This is a genomic window from Lysinibacillus sp. FSL M8-0355, assembly GCF_038008985.1.
Classification (GTDB): Bacteria; Bacillota; Bacilli; order Bacillales_A; family Planococcaceae; genus Lysinibacillus; species Lysinibacillus fusiformis_D.
This window is the reverse complement of sequence record NZ_JBBPAI010000001.1, coordinates 1,433,967-1,451,606: the sequence shown is the minus strand read 5'-3', so window position 1 is coordinate 1,451,606 and position 17,640 is coordinate 1,433,967. Positions and strand designations below refer to the sequence as shown.

The following is a 17,640-nucleotide window of genomic DNA, read 5'->3' as shown; positions in this document are numbered from 1 at the left end:
AAATTTAGCGTTATAATACAAGAAACTCCATTAAACTAAGGTATGTTGTCGCCTTGGCTAAACCACTACATCCGTGGGAGCGCTTCGATGATGTATATGATTGAGCCTTTGTTATTGTGCCAGAATAAATGATTCAACAATGGTAGCTAATGCTTGAATGGTATCGTAGCTGTCACCTGGAAATTCCGCTTGGGCAAAATCAACTTGAAGTTCTTCACAAATTTTTTGACATTCACTTCCGATTTCAAAATAGGATTCAATATCCGCAGAAAGTGAAAGGAGTTCACATGTGATAAAACCTTGAGCACCTTCTGCATGTAATGTTTTAATCTTTTCCTTTACATCTGGAGCAAGCCAGTCACCTTTGCCATGACCACTTCGATAGGTAATATGCCAGTTATCAATTTGAGCAGCTTTTGAGATGGCCTCTGCTAATTCGGAGAATTGGCGTACATACAGTTCATTACGTTCAGGATTAATTGGCTGACTATGCACGGTATATAAAACATGAGTGTGCGTTCGTTTTTCAGTGGAAATCCATTCATAGGCACGATGAACACGATCTTTATAAACAGCAAGTAATTCTGTATTTAAATGCCAATTTTGACCACTTATAATAGTAACATCATGAGAAGCTAGCAATGCACTTACTTCATCATGAAACGCAGCAGCACCTGAAGACATAATCGGATTTACAGGTAGCGTAATAAAAGTTGAGATACCATCTTCAAGCATCGTGTTAACAACATCTGGAATGTAAGGTTCTGTATGTTTGTAAGCATTATATACTTTTACAGGCTGGGCTAAGCGTTGCTGTAAAGCATGTTCCAGCCCTTTAGCAATACGGCTCGTATTGGCTGCTAACGGATCAACACCACCTAATTTTTTAAATTGCGCTGTAATATTTTCAATCACATGAGGTGGTGGCGTTTTACCATTCATAATATGTGAAAAATAAGGTGTAACATCGTCTAAAGATTTTGGTGCGCCATAAGCGTAATAAATTATACCAATCATTTTTATAAACTCCTTTACTTCAATGGAATAAGTTAATTTTATATGTGCTACAGATGCTTCATAAATTTCAAATTACTATTTCTAACAGAAGCATCTTGTGACCATAGAAAAAATACGTTCATTTACAAGAACTTGAACACAATTTTACTGGGGTAAAGACAGGATTTCCATGCTGCATATAAATTTCAGCATCAATTTCAAAAATGGATTGAAACATTTCTTTACATATTACACAATGAGGTGAATCATCATAATGAATTTTCCCATTTTTTAGTACAATTAGACGTTTGCTATTTTGTGCAGCTTGGTTAATATCATGCAACACCATGATAACGGTCATATTGTATTTATGATTTAACTCTTTTACAAGCTCCATCACTTCTAATTGATGAGCAATATCTAGATATGTTGTTGGTTCATCTAATAGCAAAACTTTGGGATGCTGTGCTACAGTCATTGCAATCCAAGCACGTTGGCGTTCTCCTCCAGACATCGAAGGTAGTACCCGATTTTGCATGTGATTCAATCCAGTTACATCAATTGCCCAATCGACAATTTTTATATCCTCTTTTGACAGCGACGTTTTCCCTCCACTATGCGGATGACGCCCAAATTCAACTAACTCACGCACCGTTAAATCTAATTGATGATTATTCATTTGTGGGAGCATCGTTAATGTTTTAGCCACTTCTTTAGACTTCATTTCATGAATATTCCGCTCATCTAAATATACTGCCCCACTATTCGGCTTTAAAAGACGTGAAATTACACGTAATAAAGTTGATTTTCCCGAGCCATTTGGTCCTATTAAACTAACAACTTCTCCTTCATTGATTGTCAAGGAAATATCATCTAACTGGAAGTTGGTGAACTCATGTTGGTAATTGATATGCTCAGTTCGTAGCAATGGAATTCCCCTTTCTATGAATTAAATACAGGAAATATGGCCCTCCGATAAATGCTAGTAAAATGCCAACAGGAAATTCAATAGGATCAAATACAGTTCTCGCAATTGTATCTGCGAAAACAACAAGTAAGCCACCAGCCAATGCTGAAGTAGGTATTAAATACTTATGATCTCCACCGATAATTAATCGTAAAATATGTGGTACTACCAAACCTACAAAACCAATTAAACCAGCAACACTTACTGCAATTCCTGCTAGTAACGTACTTAATACAATTAAAAAGAATCGACTGCGTTCAACATTGTGTCCTAAAAGACTTGCCATTTCATCGCCTAGACGCATTATACGAATATGTTTAATCGCATAAATTGATAATATAATAGCTACAAGGACATAGTAGACAATCATCTCTAATTGCATCCAACCAACACCCGTTAAACCGCCTGACAACCACGGCAATACAGATTGTACACGATCGCTATAAAGAATCATTAATGCATTTGTTCCTGCACCACAAAGTGCATTGATGGCTACCCCAACTAAAATAATTCGCATTGGGGATGTGCCACCTTTTTTCACTGATAATGAATACACAATCATTGCCGCTACAAAAGCACCTAAAAAAGCTGCTATAGGTAAGTAAATAATATAGCCAGGAAATACAACCATAACCGCTACAGCCATCATTCCAGCGCCAGAAGTAATTCCAATAACTCCTGGATCGGCTAATGGATTTTGCATGACTCCTTGTAAAATCGAACCCGCAATAGCCAAGCAAACACCAATAATCATACCCGTTAGTATACGGGGCATTCGGATTTCCCAAACAATTCGTCGTGCCATAGTATCTTCTGAACTAAAAATTCCATTAAACACTTCACTTACTGAAAACGAAACTTGTCCTATCATAAGGCTGCCAATACTCACAATGATTAATAGTATAGGTAACACAATTAGCGCTATTTTTCGTTTTTTAGCAAGTGGGTGTGCATATTTTTCCGCTTCTGCTATCATCGTTATTTCCCCACAATAAAATTATTTAACTGCTTCTTCAGCTGTCTTTAAAAGCCCGCGCATATAGTCAATAGCTTCTACAACTTGTGTACCAGGATTATCAAACAATTCTGCTGGTAAAATAATAATCTGTTTATTCTTTACTGCATCTAAGTTTTTCCACGCTGCATTTTCTTTCAATTGTTTTTCAAAACCTTCTTTTACTGTTGCTGGATTGGCGTGCGTAATTAGCATAATTATTTTTGGGTTACGTTCAACAATTTTCTCAACACTTAATGTTGCGTATGTTGGAAACTTATCTGTCGCTGGTAAATCAGCTGCTATATTTTTACCACCTGCCTTATTTAAAATATCTCCGTATAGTGAATTATCAAGCGCGGCTAAATATGTACCTGGTGCACCGTAAACAATGAGAGCATCTAACGTTGATTTTGTTGAGCCTTTTGCAATTTCCTCATCAATTTGTCCAACTAACTTCTCCGCTTTTGCTGTGTTATTAAATAATGCTCCATATTTTGTAATCGTCTTTTTTATATCATCTACTGAATTCATATTTGAGTACACAATTTTCGTACCTGTAGCTTCTACCGTTTTAGCGAACTGCTGGAAGCTAAGTGGCACAATAAGTATTTCCGCATTCAATGCAGCAATTTGCTCAAATGATGGTTCATGTGGGTTACCTATCTCTTGAATAGCTTTTACTTCTGCCTTCATATTGGATGTAATCGTTGGTCGACCAGTAACGTTTGCACCTAATGCAAGCAAAATATTCATCATTCCTGGATTTAATGTAGCAACTGAACTCGGTATTGCTTCAAATTCATGCTTATTTCCAAGGTCATCTATTAATGTTACCGCCCCCCCTGTTTCAACTTGTTGTTCCATTTCTATTTTATCTGTTGAAGCACCCACATCTGCTGGTTTACTTTCCTCTCCACATGCTGTTAATACTAATGCTAACGCACCTACTAATAGAAATTTAAACTTCTTCATGGTAACTACCAACCCTTTCTTTATTTAAAAAAACCAAATTGAAATTGATAATCATTCTCATACAGTTGTTTATGATTCTATTTGAAATAAAAATAATTGTCAACAAACGTTTTTAATGTTATTTTTTAAAATTTTTTATTGCATAGCCAATTAATGTATGTTTTAATTGATAATGAAAATCAATATCAATTAAAAATGTCATAAAGGGGTCAATATAATAGATGATTACAGTAACTAACCGTTTTTTAGTAAAAAAAGGTTTTGCTCATAAAATGGCACCATTATTTATATCTGATAAAAATTTATTGAACTGGGAAGGGTTTAATAAAGTTGAAGTGAACGTTTGCTCTGAACCAGAAGATCACGATGAAATGAACGTTATGATGTTCTGGGATACAGTCGAGCAATTCAAAGCATGGCGCGAATCAGATGACTTTAAAAATTTACACCGTCGTGAAGAGATTGGTAACAAAGAAAACAATGAGTCTTCCCCAATAATGGGTAACCGGGTTGTTATTTCAGAAATTGCTGCAACTTTAGTAAAGTAGCAGCAATTTCTGTACAAGGATTTCTTAAAAGGATAAAGATGTGCCAGCTCCCTCTTCCATCTGTAAGATTAACATTACACATATCAGTAAAAATACAAGAATAATAACTATACGTTCTTAGACGTTTTTCATCGAGTTTACAGCCTGGCATTTCAAACTCGCATCGTTTAAGAACGTTTTTTAAATTATTTTATAAAACCTCCACAATAATTTATTGTGGATCCCTCTTCTAAGACAACAGTTTTTATGAACTATTTTCAAAATAAATCACCGTATTTCTACTTTTGCAGTTAATATTGGCCAAATTTTATGTTTAGAACGCTTCCCTTAACATTCGCATGTCTTCACTATAAGATTAGCCTAGAAAAGTAAACGCTTGTTTTAGGCAAACAAAAAAAATCGGATGTATAAATGTTTAAAAAATGCAATTCAATTTCTACTTGAATTGCATTTTTTTATTGGATGAGGCGACCCCCTTCGGCAATAGCTCAAGCTGAAAACCTCATAGAAGCACATGATATAGTCACCTCATCCAACTGTTAGAGGAGTTTATGGGATAGTAATAGTATCTTGCTTTAATTATTAATCAATTAAATTGACTAATTCTAGTGATCGTTTTAAAACCTTCGCCATTTGAGCACGTGTTAAATTACTTTCTGGATTTAAATAGCCATTAGACCCTGTCATAATGTCTAGTGCCTGTAATTCCGATACGGCTTGCTTTGAGTAGTCAACTACTTGATTAGCATCTTTGTAGGATAAGGCATTTTTATCAACCGTTACTTTATAGCCTTTATATTCAAGCATGCGTAAAATCATTGCCGCTGCTTGCTGACGTGTAATATTTGCTGTTGGGTTAAATGTTGTGGCATTTACACCTGTTACAATACCTACCTCTGCAAGTGCTTGTACTTCATTTTCAAACCACTGACCTTTAACATCTTTAAACGCGGTTGCTTTAGCAGATTGAATATTTAAAGCTCGAGCGACCATTACTGCAAATTGTGCACGAGTTATATTTTTATTTGGACTAAATGTTGTAGCTGTTGTACCTGTTGAAATTCCAGCAGCGTATAAAGCTAAAATTTCATCTTTGCTGAATATATTACCAATATCTGTAAAAGGATTTTTAATATTATCCGTTTTCTCTGTATTATTAGAGTTTGTTGTTTCTTCCTCTAAAGCTGGCACATCAAACGTAAAGAATAATGTGTACGCCCCATAACCTAAACTACCTGAATCTACAAATATTTTCGTTACGCCATTGCGATCTTGAATTAATGGTAAACGTACAACACGTACTTGATCCATTTTTTCGCCTGTAGAACTTATCACTTCGATTTTTTGTTGCTTACCATTTTCATCAATATAAGCAAGTGTTTCAAAACCATAAGCTTTACCAATTAGTGTCATTTCAATATAACGTTTACCGTCAAGTGTTACTAATTCAGCTTTCGTGAAGTATGGTGCTAAATAGTTTGTAATAAAATCAGCCATATTACCGTTTGGATCAGCCACCATTTTATACGTAATGGACTGACGAGTATTCTTTTCATTTGTCTTTGTTGTCGTTGCTGATACATTTGTGGAAATCGTCTTATCCGCCGTTATTGCTTCAAAAACAAGATTATCTAGTGTAGCAATTTCAAATGAAAGTGTTGTTGTTTTTGCAGTTGCAATCGGTACTAATGAAGCTACTTTATTCGACCATTTTGCAATTTCTTTACCGTTTTGTTTGACAATAAAATTTTGTAAGTTATTTTCAATATTTAATGAAAGCATAACTTTATATTTGTTATTTTCAAATACTGTTTTTGCTTTTTGTAGGAAGACAGCTATCTCTTTTGTATTGTTTGCAAATTCAAATTTAACTACTCCCTCTTGACTAAAGTTCCCTGTAGTACTTGTATTTGTTCCGCTATTAGTTGAACTACCATTTGTTGAACCACTATTAGTTGAACCACCTGTACTTGGGAATGTTGTACTATCATTAATCTTTGAAAGTGACGCTTCTTCAAATTTTAATAGAATATTATAGTCATGATGATAGTTAAGATCCGCAATATCGACTTTTACCCACGCATTTTGAAGAGTAGCTAAATTCGATACTGTAAATTGCACTACTCGTACATCATTTGTATCGCTAATTGTACTAGGTGTTGCACCATTCACTGTAAATCCAGTAATCCATGAACTATTTTTTAGTGTTAATTGAACTTGATAGGAAGAGCCATTTTTCACTACATATGCTTGATTATCAACATATGTGTTCATAATAGAGCTACCCGTACCTGATTCATTTAAGAACGTAAAGTTCACTGTATACAGCCCATTAGTTGATTGTTCATTGTTTTCAGTGTTAGAATTGTTATTGCCACCGGTATTTGAATTATTATTGTTCTCCCCAGAACCTGATTCACTGCCGTTGGTATTTCCTTCCGAACTATTCTCCTCTTGCTTAGCAATCTCACCCGTTAATAGTACTTTTTCAACTGTCGTACTCATTGTGGATGCATTCCCATTTCGCTCAGTTGTTGACGTGAATGCTAAATTTTCTAATGAATCTACTGTAAATTTAATGACATTTTTCGTGTCCCCTGCTGTCCATTCTGCAATCATTTTATTTCCTTGTTTTACAGAAAAGCCCTTCGTTGTACCATTTACAACTAAATTAATTGTTACAGCAATTTTATTGTCTGCTGTTTTTGTAGCATATGCTTGTCCTAAAAGGGATGCGATTATTGTATGAGCAGGTGCACCAGAGCTAACAGGTGTCAGTCCAAACTCAATTACTTGATTGTTCGAGTTGAAATGCTCAGGTAAATATACAATTTGTTCTTTTATCGGTGCAAAATCAAACGTAAACGGTGTTGCTGGATACTTGTCACCTGACATAATCACTGTAGCCTTTAAATCAGCATCTAATTTTACCTTTATAACACGTACTAATGAATTGCCTTCTCCTTCAGAGCTTACGATTTTTACGTCTTCTCCGTTTTCACTGCCTACTTTTAGTGTCGTAAATGCATATGTGTGACCTGTTAGTTTAATATAGGCATATTTTTCTTCACCAATTGTCGCTAAATCAGCATAATTAATATAACTTTTAAAATACGTATCATATGTTTTATTATTTGTTAAAAATGTAAAAGGAACGTTTTTTGTAATAATTTCATCTTTGTTATCTTCTGGTTGTTCTGTTGCTTCATCACATACACGATTAACTTCCGTAACATCAGCAATTTTTAAATACACTATATAGTCATGATCATACGATAGCATTGGAATATAAACATCAACCCATGCCTTTATTGTTTGCTCATATTGATCGACTACGAATGTGTAAATATCGTTACCATTAGTGTCTGTTGTTTTTTCAATAGCTTTTTTTAATTCTCCGCCAGATTCTACTTTAAAATCCTGGTACCACGCTGTATATGCTTGTGGCACAGTAATGTCTACTGTAAATTGACCATCTTTTTGTTGAACAGTAGCTTCCTTTTGAACATAGCTATTCATCATTGAATCTGCTGTTTGCTGTTCGTTGAGCATTTTGATATTTGCCGAATAGTCAACTACGCAGCTAGATCCGGTATTCTCTTCCGCCTTTACTTCCATTCCCAAGCTCGGTAATACTGCACCTAACATCAACACTATCATTGCTACATATTGTAAAAATTTCTTCAATATTCTAACCTCCTGAGTTTTTTAATTATTTCAACCTATCCTAAGCGTTATTACCTCCTTTTGTATAAACAATTTAACTAGTACTACCACAAACCCAAATGATTACCATTCTCAATTAAAATTAAAAGAAAAACATCTATTAATTACATGGATGTTAGTGAGTAAATCTACCTTTTTAATTGATTATGATTCTCATTCTCACCAATTATAACTCACAAACTATTATTGTCAAGAAAGTTAAAATATGTTTTGTTATTTTATTTTGTGTAAATAATGCTAAATAACATACTGTCATTGAAATATTTACTGTAAATTTAAAAGGATTAAAAATTTACCTTCATTAACTCTAAGAAGCTGCTAATCTGCCTCATATAATTTTCCTAAATGCTTAATGGAATCATATATGTACCAACACTTTCTTGCGTTTGAATAATCACTTCTACACCATACACTTCTTTCATCCGTTCTGCTGTTACGGTTTCTATAGGTGCACCTTCGCATAATATTTTACCGTCTTTCATCAAAATAATATGATCGCTATATTTTATTGCTTGATTAATATCATGCAACACCATCACAATTGTTAGAGCATGTTCTTTGTTCAATTTCTTCACTAACTCCATTAATTCTATTTGATAAAAAATATCTAAATATGTTGTTGGCTCATCTAAACAAAGAATGGATGATTTTTGAGCAAGTGCCATGGCAATCCAAACACGTTGACGTTCACCACCCGATAATGCATCCAATTTACATGTACGTTTCTGTGTTAAATTTGTTGCTGCCAGTGCCCAATTGACTGCCGCCTCATCTTCTTCAACATTTCTTTTCATTAATTGTTGATGGGGTACCCGTCCATAAGCAACTAGTTTTTCAATCGTGATATCTTGCGGCACTGAATTTTGCTGATAAACAATGGCTAGTTTTTTCGCAAATTCCTTGGCCTTGTATGTCATTATATCCTTCTGTTCTAACGTTACTGATCCTTGTTGCGGCATATTATTACGTGAAATAACACTTAATAATGTTGTTTTTCCACAACCATTCGGGCCAATAATCGTCGTGATTTTTCCCTTTTCAATAGTTGTCGTAACCCCATCTAAATGATTTTGCTTCTGATCATAAGATAGTTTAATTTGAGAAACGTTCAATACACTCACCTCTCTTTATTTATCTTTTCGAATTAAGAAGATTAAAAATGGTCCACCGATTATCGCCATGATTGTGGATGCTGGTATTTCCAGTGGCGCAACTAATATTCTACCTAATGTATCGGCAGTCAAAATTAGCAGGGCACCAGCTAATGCCGAGAATGGTATTAACCATTTATGATCTGATCCTACTAACCTTCTTGAAATATGCGGTACTAATAAACCGACAAATGCAATAACACCAGCTGTAGCAGTTGAAATAGCCGCTAGTAATACCGCTATCGCTGCAATAAATAGTCGTGCACGTGTTACATTAAAGCCTAGACTCTTGGCCGTTTTATCTTGTAAAGCCAATAAATTGCACCAAGAGGCTATTAGAAGAGCAGCTAGTAAACCAATCAAACCGTAAAATGAAATTAAACGTACATCACTCCAAGTTCGCATCGATAAATTAGAGCCACCTACACCGCCAACCATCACATTCATATAGCTACATAGCGTAACAAAGGCTTCTGTTAGACCCGTAAACATCGCATTAATCGCAATACCCACTAAAATTATTTTCAAAGGATTTAATCCTGATTTCCAGGACAACATAAATACTAAAAAGCAAGCAAAGGCTCCTCCAAAAAAAGCTAATAATGGCGTAAAGAAAAACATCATTGGAAATAATGTAATGATTAATAATTGTACAAATGATGCTCCTGCTGAGATGCCAATTACACCTGCATCGGCTAATGGATTACGCATAACTGCCTGCAATAATACGCCGGAAATGGATAATGATGCTCCTGCAAATAAAGCAACAATAATCCGTGGAAATCGTAAATCTTTAATGACTGTGTAATTTGAGTTTTCTTCCCCAAAAAGAGCCCTAATAAACTCCATCGTATCCATTTTAATAGAGCCAGTAATGGCTGAATATATAATAACGACTAAAAGTAATAGACTTACAACTAAAAAACTACTTATTTTTTTATTCATCTCAGTCCTCTACATTTCTCATTATGGATACATAATGTTAATTAATTCTTCTAGCGCTTGAGGTACTGCAAGCGTTGCTGTTGTACCAAATAACGGTTCATCTAAATCATAAACACGTCCATTTTTTACTGCGTCAAAATGCTTCCAAATATCATTCGTAGTAAATTCCTCATTAAACATTTCCACAACTTGTTCAGGCAGACCATGTGCCAGACGAATAATAATATCTGGATTGCTTTGTTGTAAAAATTCCGTATTAGACGGTAAATATTCCGGTTCTTGCCCGCTCATCACATTTTGACCTCCAGCCAATCTCACTAAGTCTCCAATATATGAATTTTCTGTTGCCACCAAATAGCTACCTGGAATGCCTAATAAAATCAGCACCTTTGGTGATTCATTTAATTCCGCCTTCATTGAAATGGCTGTAATCTTTCCTTCTAGCTCCGTCACTAGCTTCATGGCCTCTTCTGTCCGTTTATATTTTTCTCCAATTTCTAAAATAGCAGCTTTCATACTATCAATACTCTGTAAATTCACATATGAAGCATTAATACCAACTTCATCAAATGTCTTTTTCAAATCTGCCTCCAACGTAGTCACTGAGAAAACCTCTGTTGGATTCAAGGATTTTACAATTTCCATATCAGGTGACATCGGACTACCAACCTCGGGTAAACCCTTATAGCGTTTAGGTAAATCATATATCGTCGTAGGAATAGCGACGGCATCTAAATTTAGTGCATCTAGAATATGAGCAACTGCAACTGTCGTTGGAATAATTCGATTTTCATCTTGAACAGTTGTCTTATTTTCATCCTTTTTTTCTTTTACCTTATTTTCATTTTCCTTAATTGAATTAGTACATGCTGAAAGAACGACAAAAATAATACATAGCACCACCATATGTAACTTTCTACTATTTACTTTTGTTTCTTTTATCATGTCCATTCACTCCTTTTAAAAAGCACCCTACTCCTACCTGAGTGAAGTAGATGAGGGTGCTTCCGAAATATTTCAATGGATTTCTTCCTTCATGCGTTTTTTAAAATTAAATAGGATAAATCCACTGACACAGAACAATAAAAGTATACCTATTGGAAAAGCATCACTTGTTTGTGGATTTACTTCTTTTTCTTTAACTGACGAAATATCTGTTTTACCAGTATTATCTGTTTTTTTAGTCGTGTTAGAGTTATTTTGTACTGTTGTAGCTGCTACTGCACTACCATCTTCGTTTTTCAATGATGCCGCATCCCATACAAAATCTACTGTATATTCATGATGATAATTTAAGTCATCAATGTCCACCTTCATCGTAACAGCAGTTTTCGATGTATAAGCAGGTAATGCAAATTGGACGATACGTGTATCCTCTGCCTTATTTTCGCTGACGACTTTATTACCGCCTGTACTTGATTCAAATTTCGTTATCCACGCACTTTTTTTCATCTTCATTTGTACAACCGAAGTACCATTCTGAACAATAATTGTTGCAGGCTTCAAAAAGTAATCATTTGCCATCGAAGCAGATGAAGAATCTGGTTTATTCACTTGGTAATTGATTGTATATTTCCCATCTGCAAGCGCAGCAGAAGCATTTAAATTAGGTGTAACGAAAATTGTTAAAAATGCGACTAACATTACTGAAATTAACCTTTTGATAGTAAACCCCCCTTTCAATTGATAATCATTATCAACACTATGCATATAAAAAGGGATATTAGAAAATATCCCTTTTTATTATTCTGCGTGTTCGACATATTAATTATGATAATGATAATCATTATCACTAATTGAATGATATTATGTATACATTAATTTGTCAATACTAATACAAAATAGATTATTTTTCCTAAACAATTTTAAAAGTTAAGTAAGAATCAAAAAGTCTATGAAGCAATGAAAACAGATTGATAAGAAAAAAATCTCTATTTTTATGAAAAAAGTGGTGTCTCAAAATAAAACTTCCATTGACATATTTTAAAATTGATTATCTCTTGTTTTTTCGGGTCATCTCCTGCTGTAGCTCGATTAAGGAATGTGCTTTTAATTCGTGCAGTGTTACTAGAATTAGATGAATCGAATATGGAATCTTTTATCAGTTATAAAAAATCAATAATAAAGAAACGGATTTGGAAGTTATGCAATTCCAAATCCGTTAAAAGGTTCATTATGTTTTTATTTCATTGTAGCTGCTTGAATTTCAAAGAAGGCCCAATGTTCTTTTGGTATATCCTTGAAGATTGGTTCTGAATCTAAAGTTGGTATTGGACGATTAAAAATTCGATTTAATACCTTTACTGCTTGGGCACGTGTTAGCTTTTCATCTGGGCTAAATTGTCCATTTCCAGAACCTACCATGATCTCCATCTCACTAATAGCCTCTATTGCCTGGGCAGCCCAATGCGTAGAAGCTACATCATGGTATTTCTTATCACCTATCTTTAGATTGCAATAAGGAGTAGCAGTCGTCTCCTCTGAGCATTGCTTATTAAGCCAACGCATAGCAATAACTGCCATTTGAGCTCTTGTTATTTCATCATTGGGGCCAAAAGAATGATCTTGTCGTCCCTCCATGATTCCTTGTGTACGGATATACTCAATATCATGTTTAGCCCATGAATGAGCTGTATCTCTATAAAAAGTTCCAGTTACTTCTGGTACATTATTATTACTCAAACTTCTTGCCAACATTGCGGCCATTTGTGAACGTGTAACACTTTCATTCGGACGGAAAGTACCATCTTCATAGCCTTGGATGTAAGGGACGGATGTTCTCTCTAGCTCTTTTTGTTCTAAATGTACTAAAGAAAAAGTAGAGAAATGCTGTACATCAAAAATGATACCTGTCTGCCCTTTATTGAATTCTACCAATCTTCCAGACAATAATTCCGATGTACCATTACTATGTTCTACATAAACCCTTATATTTCTTTCTTGCACGGATGTCAGGTTCTTTGGCAGTGGTAGTAGCAATGACACTTGACGATTTTGCAAGTTCGTTTCAATTGTTAATGGTTGGCTGATAACTTTCACTTTCGTACCTTTTGTTAATCCCAATGCCCTTTCACGCTCTTCAATATCTTCCTGTGAGATTGTACTCTTAATCGGTACAATTCGGAAATAAATATCCTCGTTGAAATCTGACATTGAATTATATGGAATTTCGATTTTAACATTCCTCATATCTATCCCAAAGCTAGATTTTCCTTCTACTAATAGTTTAGCTGCCTCTTTAGCAAGTATCACCTTTGTTTCACTTGCAGATGGTTCCATATTTGGTATGACAATTCGAGATTGTTTTTCTTCCAGCTTCACTAATTTCCGAAGAAACTCTTGTGCATTGGCAATTGAAAACGCTACCGTATCTTGTATCTCACCGTTGATATATAGACGTGTTAACACTGTTTGAAGAAGAACCTCGTTTGGCTTATTCGGATCTACAACATTCACCTTTACTTGATTACTTGGCAGACCTGGTTCAGGTGCTGGACTTGGAGTGGACGATCCTCCATCTCCCGGTACAATGTTTTTTGTCCATACAGCATACAACATCAAATTCACTTTCCCCATTTGAATGGTTTGCCCCTCTTTGTAAGTAACACCTTTTCCATCAGACCTTGTATTCCATCCTATAAATGTATAGCCGACTTTCATTAAATTACCTGTATTGCCTATAACTTTAATTAATTCGTGAGCAATATACTGCTTCGAATCAATTGGCACTTTACCTCCTTCAGCTCCGTTACCGTCATACGTAACTGTATATGTTGGCAGTGCGCCCGTTGTAAAATTCCAGGTAGTATTATCAGTAATACCTTCATACACATTACCCGCTAAATCAGTAAAGGCACCTGCATCAATTTGAATACTGTAAGCTGTATTTTGGGTTAATTCTAATGTAGGATTAATTGTCACGGATTCATTAATAATAGAGACGTTTGCTTGCGTAACTTCAATTGTTTCAACAACTTGATTGTCTGAACTATTACGAATGACAATATTTCTATTCGTTACAGGTAAAACCTTTTCATTAAATGTTAATACGAGATTTTCTGTAAACTGTACATCCATTGCTTGATGTATTGGGAAATAAGCTGTTACTTCTGGAGATTTTTTATCAAATATCACAATTGATCCTGAAGAAACCTCCGTTACTTGTATGCCCTCATGCCCCATTAAATCCCGATAATCAATTGCAAAGCTAATTGGTCCCTCTGTGTCCCCAGATTTCAGTGTATAGCTTGCTTGCCAAGTTTTAGCATCTCCATCACCTTTATCGGTTATGATGGCTGTTTGTCCGAGAATCGTTACATTGGGTGATTGAATATCCTCACTTGTCACAAAATCTATTGTGATAATATCATCTATCTTCGCGACTAATGGATTGGCATTATTAGATGCCATTGTCACCTGCTGAACAGTTGGCTTCCTACTATCAACTATGACATAGCTTCCATCAGTTACATCAGTGACCTCTGTTGCTGGAGTGCCTAGTAAATCTTTGAAATTTATGGTAAAGGGTGTTGTCCCCTCCAGATCTCCATTTGTTACCATATATGTTGCTTGCCAGTTTGTTGCAGCTCCATTGACAGTTGCGGCTTTTCCTGCAATCTTAACTGTAGGTGCTTGAATACTTTTATCTGTCTTAATTGTTAATGTAATAGTATCCCCTATCTTGGCCTTTGTCGGATCATGATTATTCGACTTAATCGTCACCTCTACAGCTTGTGGCATCGTTTTATCAATCACAAATGAAACTGTTGTTGTATTACCTGCGTTATCTGTTGCTACCAAAGTATAATTTCCAGATGTACTTACAATGCTTCCACTTGTAAAGAGAGCACCATTTAATGTCGCTGTTCCTTCACTGAAACTAATTGTTACGTCTGTATTATAAACACCGTTATTTGTCACTCCTGTTATGGTAGGAGGGGTCGTATCTAACACAATTGTATTTGATAGTGTATTCGATATATTGCCAGCAGTATCCCTTAGTTGCATATAAACGGTTTTACTACCTTCACCAGGTGACAATGTCCAATTTCTTGAAGATAAACGCGGCTCCCAACCGGACCAAGTAGTACCATCATTTGACAAGCGCATTTCTATCGCTTCTCCTTCTAAATCACTTGCAGTCATTGTTAAAGTAACATTAGTAGTATTTGTATAGCCTGCTCCACCATTAATCATAATAGTGCCTGTTGGGGCATGATTTTTAGTAATCTGAATTGTAAATTCCTTATCAAACGTATTACCAGCAGCATCTGTTACTCTTATCGTAATCTTATAACTATTTTTCGTATCATAGGCAAACGGGGCATTTGTCTTTAATACATTTCCATCAATTGTAAAGAAGCTTATATCCCCAGATTGCAGTGAATACGTAAAAGTTTGTGCACTTCCTGAGTCTGTTGCCGTCATTGTTCCAACAGTTGTACCAATGGGCTTCTTTTCTTCTATAGTAGTATTACTGAGTTCAATATTCGTAGGTGGTGTACTATCATAGATTATTTGATATTCCGCAGATGCTTTATTCAATGCGCCACTGCTATTAGCAACTACATTTTCAGGAATTTTAATTTTCACTGCTCCATCCACACTTGGTGATATTTGGGCAGTATATGTGGCACCACTTCCTGTGATAGATAGAATAGTTCCATTTGTAACAGTTATATCTCCAGCCGCTAAACCAGTCACTGGCTCACTGAAAACAATCGTTATAGAAATTGGATTGCTATTTGTTGGGCTAGATATAGTTGTTGGAATGGTCACGGAAGGACGTGCATTGACGACTAGATTCATTGTATAGACAGTGCTATAGTCAATACCGTCACTTACCTTAAATGTAAAAGATGCAGAAGAGCCATTTTCCGTCATATATTTGAATTTACCTACATCTAAGTCAGCTTTACTTATTGTCTCACCATTTGCAATAGCTTCCCCTGCCTCAAATTGCTGATTATTATTGTTATCGAGAAAGAGTTGTCCGCTATTAGGAATTGTAGAGATTTGAATCTGTTTCAAAGTATCTCCAGCATCTGCATCATTAAAAGTGAAGGAAGTACTATCAAATGTATACACTTGCCCCTCATTTACATTTACGGTTCCATTACTAGATGTCGGTGGATTATTGGGAGGGTTATTATTTGGTATATCTATCGTAAATTCCGTAAACGTTAAATCCCACAACCCCGCCTGTACAGTATTGATAAATTGCACACTTGCAGTAATGATAAAAGAGTTAATACCCTCAATATTAATAGGTATATCATAAATAGGGTCATGCTTGGCAATTGTCTTAAAAATAACTGGATTTCCTTTTGGATTTCCTACTTCATCATACCCTTGAATCGTCAGAGACAAGGCATCATTTTCGGCATGTGAATTGATAGTATTAATCTTTAACGTTTTTAAATCAAAGACACCACCTGAAAAACTTTCACCTGCAGAAATTCTAATCGATTTTGGTGTTGAATATTCATCTGCATTAAAATAATAGCCAGCTGGAAATTGTGCATCATTACTATACGTGAATAAATGAATACCATCATTCCCTGCAATGCCAGACACTTCAAATCCGTTCGTTGTATCACTTAGCCAATTTGCTTGTGTTAAATCTTGAACACAAGTTGGATAATTAGACGTTCCACAATTAGCCGCCTCTGCTTTTAAAGGGGCAACAAACAATATGACTGTCAGTTGACTATAAACTACTAACATAAAACACAAGGTTATGGCTATTATCTTTTTCCCCATTCTCTACACTACTCCTTTATAATTGTTTCACATCCTTCATTTCATTCATTCTTAACTCCTTGGAGGCCATTCTCCAGCTAAGCAAATGATAAAGTTCAACCCAAGATATGGTTGCATATTATTATGTGGTTGATTCCCACCCACTACATCTATTGCCAATAAACTCATTTGTGTATTTACTTGTGTCGCATAGACAGGGACAGAGCCTCTTCCCTGTTGCTCTGTCCATATTGCTCCAGTTGGGTCATTATTTGAAGTTTGAACATTGTTACAAGCAGCTATATGATGATGACTAGGCATTTGAGTTGTTAATAGCGTAACAGTAGCTTCACCCCCTGATGCTCCAACACTCCTCGGTGTTAATCCAGCTCCTGTTCCTTGATGAAGCGCTGCCCTACCATTTAGATTCGGTAAAGCAAAGGTGGTCCTTCCATCTCCTCCATAATTTGCACCTAAAATGGCAAATAATGCTGTATTGGAAGTAATTGATAAGAGCTGACCATTACATAAAGCCCAATCTTTTGGTGCGAAATTACCGCCAAATATTCTGATTTCTCCAATATAGGCTTCTGACAT

Annotated in this window: 12 protein-coding genes; 1 reads left to right on the top strand and 11 read right to left on the bottom strand. The window is 35.5% G+C overall.

Annotated elements, in window-relative coordinates:
• Positions 1–111: 111 nt before the first annotated feature.
• The 4 genes from MKY46_RS06880 to MKY46_RS06865 form a co-directional block, all read right to left on the bottom strand.
• Entirely contained in the window at positions 112–1,017 is a 906-nt protein-coding gene (locus MKY46_RS06880) for a ferrochelatase (protein WP_036127096.1), read from the bottom strand.
• 118 nt (positions 1,018–1,135) lie between these two features.
• Entirely contained in the window at positions 1,136–1,924 is a 789-nt protein-coding gene (locus MKY46_RS06875) for an ABC transporter ATP-binding protein (protein WP_036127098.1), read from the bottom strand.
• The gene (locus MKY46_RS06870) at positions 1,911–2,939 is read right to left on the bottom strand and encodes a FecCD family ABC transporter permease (protein ID WP_036127100.1); all 1,029 of its coding nucleotides are present in this window, start codon (positions 2,937–2,939) and stop codon (positions 1,911–1,913) included. The genes MKY46_RS06875 and MKY46_RS06870 overlap by 14 nt, the downstream gene beginning before the upstream one ends.
• 21 nt (positions 2,940–2,960) lie before the next feature.
• On the bottom strand, positions 2,961–3,932 hold the full coding sequence (locus tag MKY46_RS06865; protein ID WP_036127102.1) for an ABC transporter substrate-binding protein: 972 nt from the start codon (positions 3,930–3,932) through the stop codon (positions 2,961–2,963).
• A gap of 221 nt (positions 3,933–4,153) precedes the next feature.
• On the opposite strand from MKY46_RS06865, the gene MKY46_RS06860 reads away from it, so the two are divergent.
• The gene (locus tag MKY46_RS06860; RefSeq protein ID WP_036127104.1) at positions 4,154–4,480 is read left to right on the top strand and encodes an antibiotic biosynthesis monooxygenase; all 327 of its coding nucleotides are present in this window, start codon (positions 4,154–4,156) and stop codon (positions 4,478–4,480) included.
• Positions 4,481–5,062: 582 nt separating this feature from the next.
• On the opposite strand, the gene MKY46_RS06855 is transcribed toward MKY46_RS06860, so the two are convergent.
• From MKY46_RS06855 to MKY46_RS06825, 7 genes are all read right to left on the bottom strand, one after another.
• Positions 5,063–8,167 (bottom strand): NEAT domain-containing protein, encoded by a 3,105-nt coding sequence (locus tag MKY46_RS06855; protein ID WP_036127106.1) that lies wholly within the window; start codon positions 8,165–8,167, stop codon positions 5,063–5,065.
• A 380-nt stretch (positions 8,168–8,547) separates the two neighbouring features.
• Positions 8,548–9,318, bottom strand: a complete 771-nt coding sequence (locus MKY46_RS06850) for an ABC transporter ATP-binding protein (protein WP_036127108.1) — start codon at positions 9,316–9,318, stop codon at positions 8,548–8,550.
• Positions 9,319–9,333: 15 nt separating this feature from the next.
• The gene (locus MKY46_RS06845; protein WP_036127110.1) at positions 9,334–10,302 is read right to left on the bottom strand and encodes a FecCD family ABC transporter permease; all 969 of its coding nucleotides are present in this window, start codon (positions 10,300–10,302) and stop codon (positions 9,334–9,336) included.
• A gap of 21 nt (positions 10,303–10,323) precedes the next feature.
• A complete protein-coding gene (gene isdE, locus MKY46_RS06840) occupies positions 10,324–11,247 on the bottom strand; it encodes a heme ABC transporter substrate-binding protein IsdE (RefSeq protein ID WP_051891743.1) in 924 nt (307 codons plus the stop codon).
• A gap of 72 nt (positions 11,248–11,319) precedes the next feature.
• Positions 11,320–12,012 (bottom strand): heme uptake protein IsdC, encoded by a 693-nt coding sequence (isdC, locus tag MKY46_RS06835; RefSeq protein ID WP_080717150.1) that lies wholly within the window; start codon positions 12,010–12,012, stop codon positions 11,320–11,322.
• Positions 12,013–12,483: 471 nt separating this feature from the next.
• The gene (locus tag MKY46_RS06830) at positions 12,484–17,064 is read right to left on the bottom strand and encodes an S-layer homology domain-containing protein (RefSeq protein WP_036127112.1); all 4,581 of its coding nucleotides are present in this window, start codon (positions 17,062–17,064) and stop codon (positions 12,484–12,486) included.
• Positions 17,065–17,115: 51 nt separating this feature from the next.
• Positions 17,116–17,640, bottom strand: a complete 525-nt coding sequence (locus tag MKY46_RS06825) for a phage tail protein (protein ID WP_036127114.1) — start codon at positions 17,638–17,640, stop codon at positions 17,116–17,118.

Excerpts from the sequence above, each read along its gene's own strand:
- MKY46_RS06880 (WP_036127096.1), bottom strand. The coding sequence starts at position 1,017 with ATGATTGGTATAATTTATTACGCTTATGGCGCACCAAAATCTTTAGAC.
- MKY46_RS06870 (WP_036127100.1), bottom strand. The coding sequence starts at position 2,939 with ATGATAGCAGAAGCGGAAAAATATGCACACCCACTTGCTAAAAAACGA.
- MKY46_RS06865 (WP_036127102.1), bottom strand. The coding sequence starts at position 3,932 with ATGAAGAAGTTTAAATTTCTATTAGTAGGTGCGTTAGCATTAGTATTA.
- MKY46_RS06860 (WP_036127104.1), top strand. The coding sequence starts at position 4,154 with ATGATTACAGTAACTAACCGTTTTTTAGTAAAAAAAGGTTTTGCTCAT.
- MKY46_RS06845 (WP_036127110.1), bottom strand. The coding sequence starts at position 10,302 with ATGAATAAAAAAATAAGTAGTTTTTTAGTTGTAAGTCTATTACTTTTA.
- isdE (WP_051891743.1), bottom strand. The coding sequence starts at position 11,247 with ATGATAAAAGAAACAAAAGTAAATAGTAGAAAGTTACATATGGTGGTG.
- isdC (WP_080717150.1), bottom strand. The coding sequence starts at position 12,012 with ATGCATAGTGTTGATAATGATTATCAATTGAAAGGGGGGTTTACTATC.
- MKY46_RS06830 (WP_036127112.1), bottom strand. The coding sequence starts at position 17,064 with ATGGGGAAAAAGATAATAGCCATAACCTTGTGTTTTATGTTAGTAGTT.
- MKY46_RS06825 (WP_036127114.1), bottom strand. The coding sequence starts at position 17,640 with ATGTCAGAAGCCTATATTGGAGAAATCAGAATATTTGGCGGTAATTTC.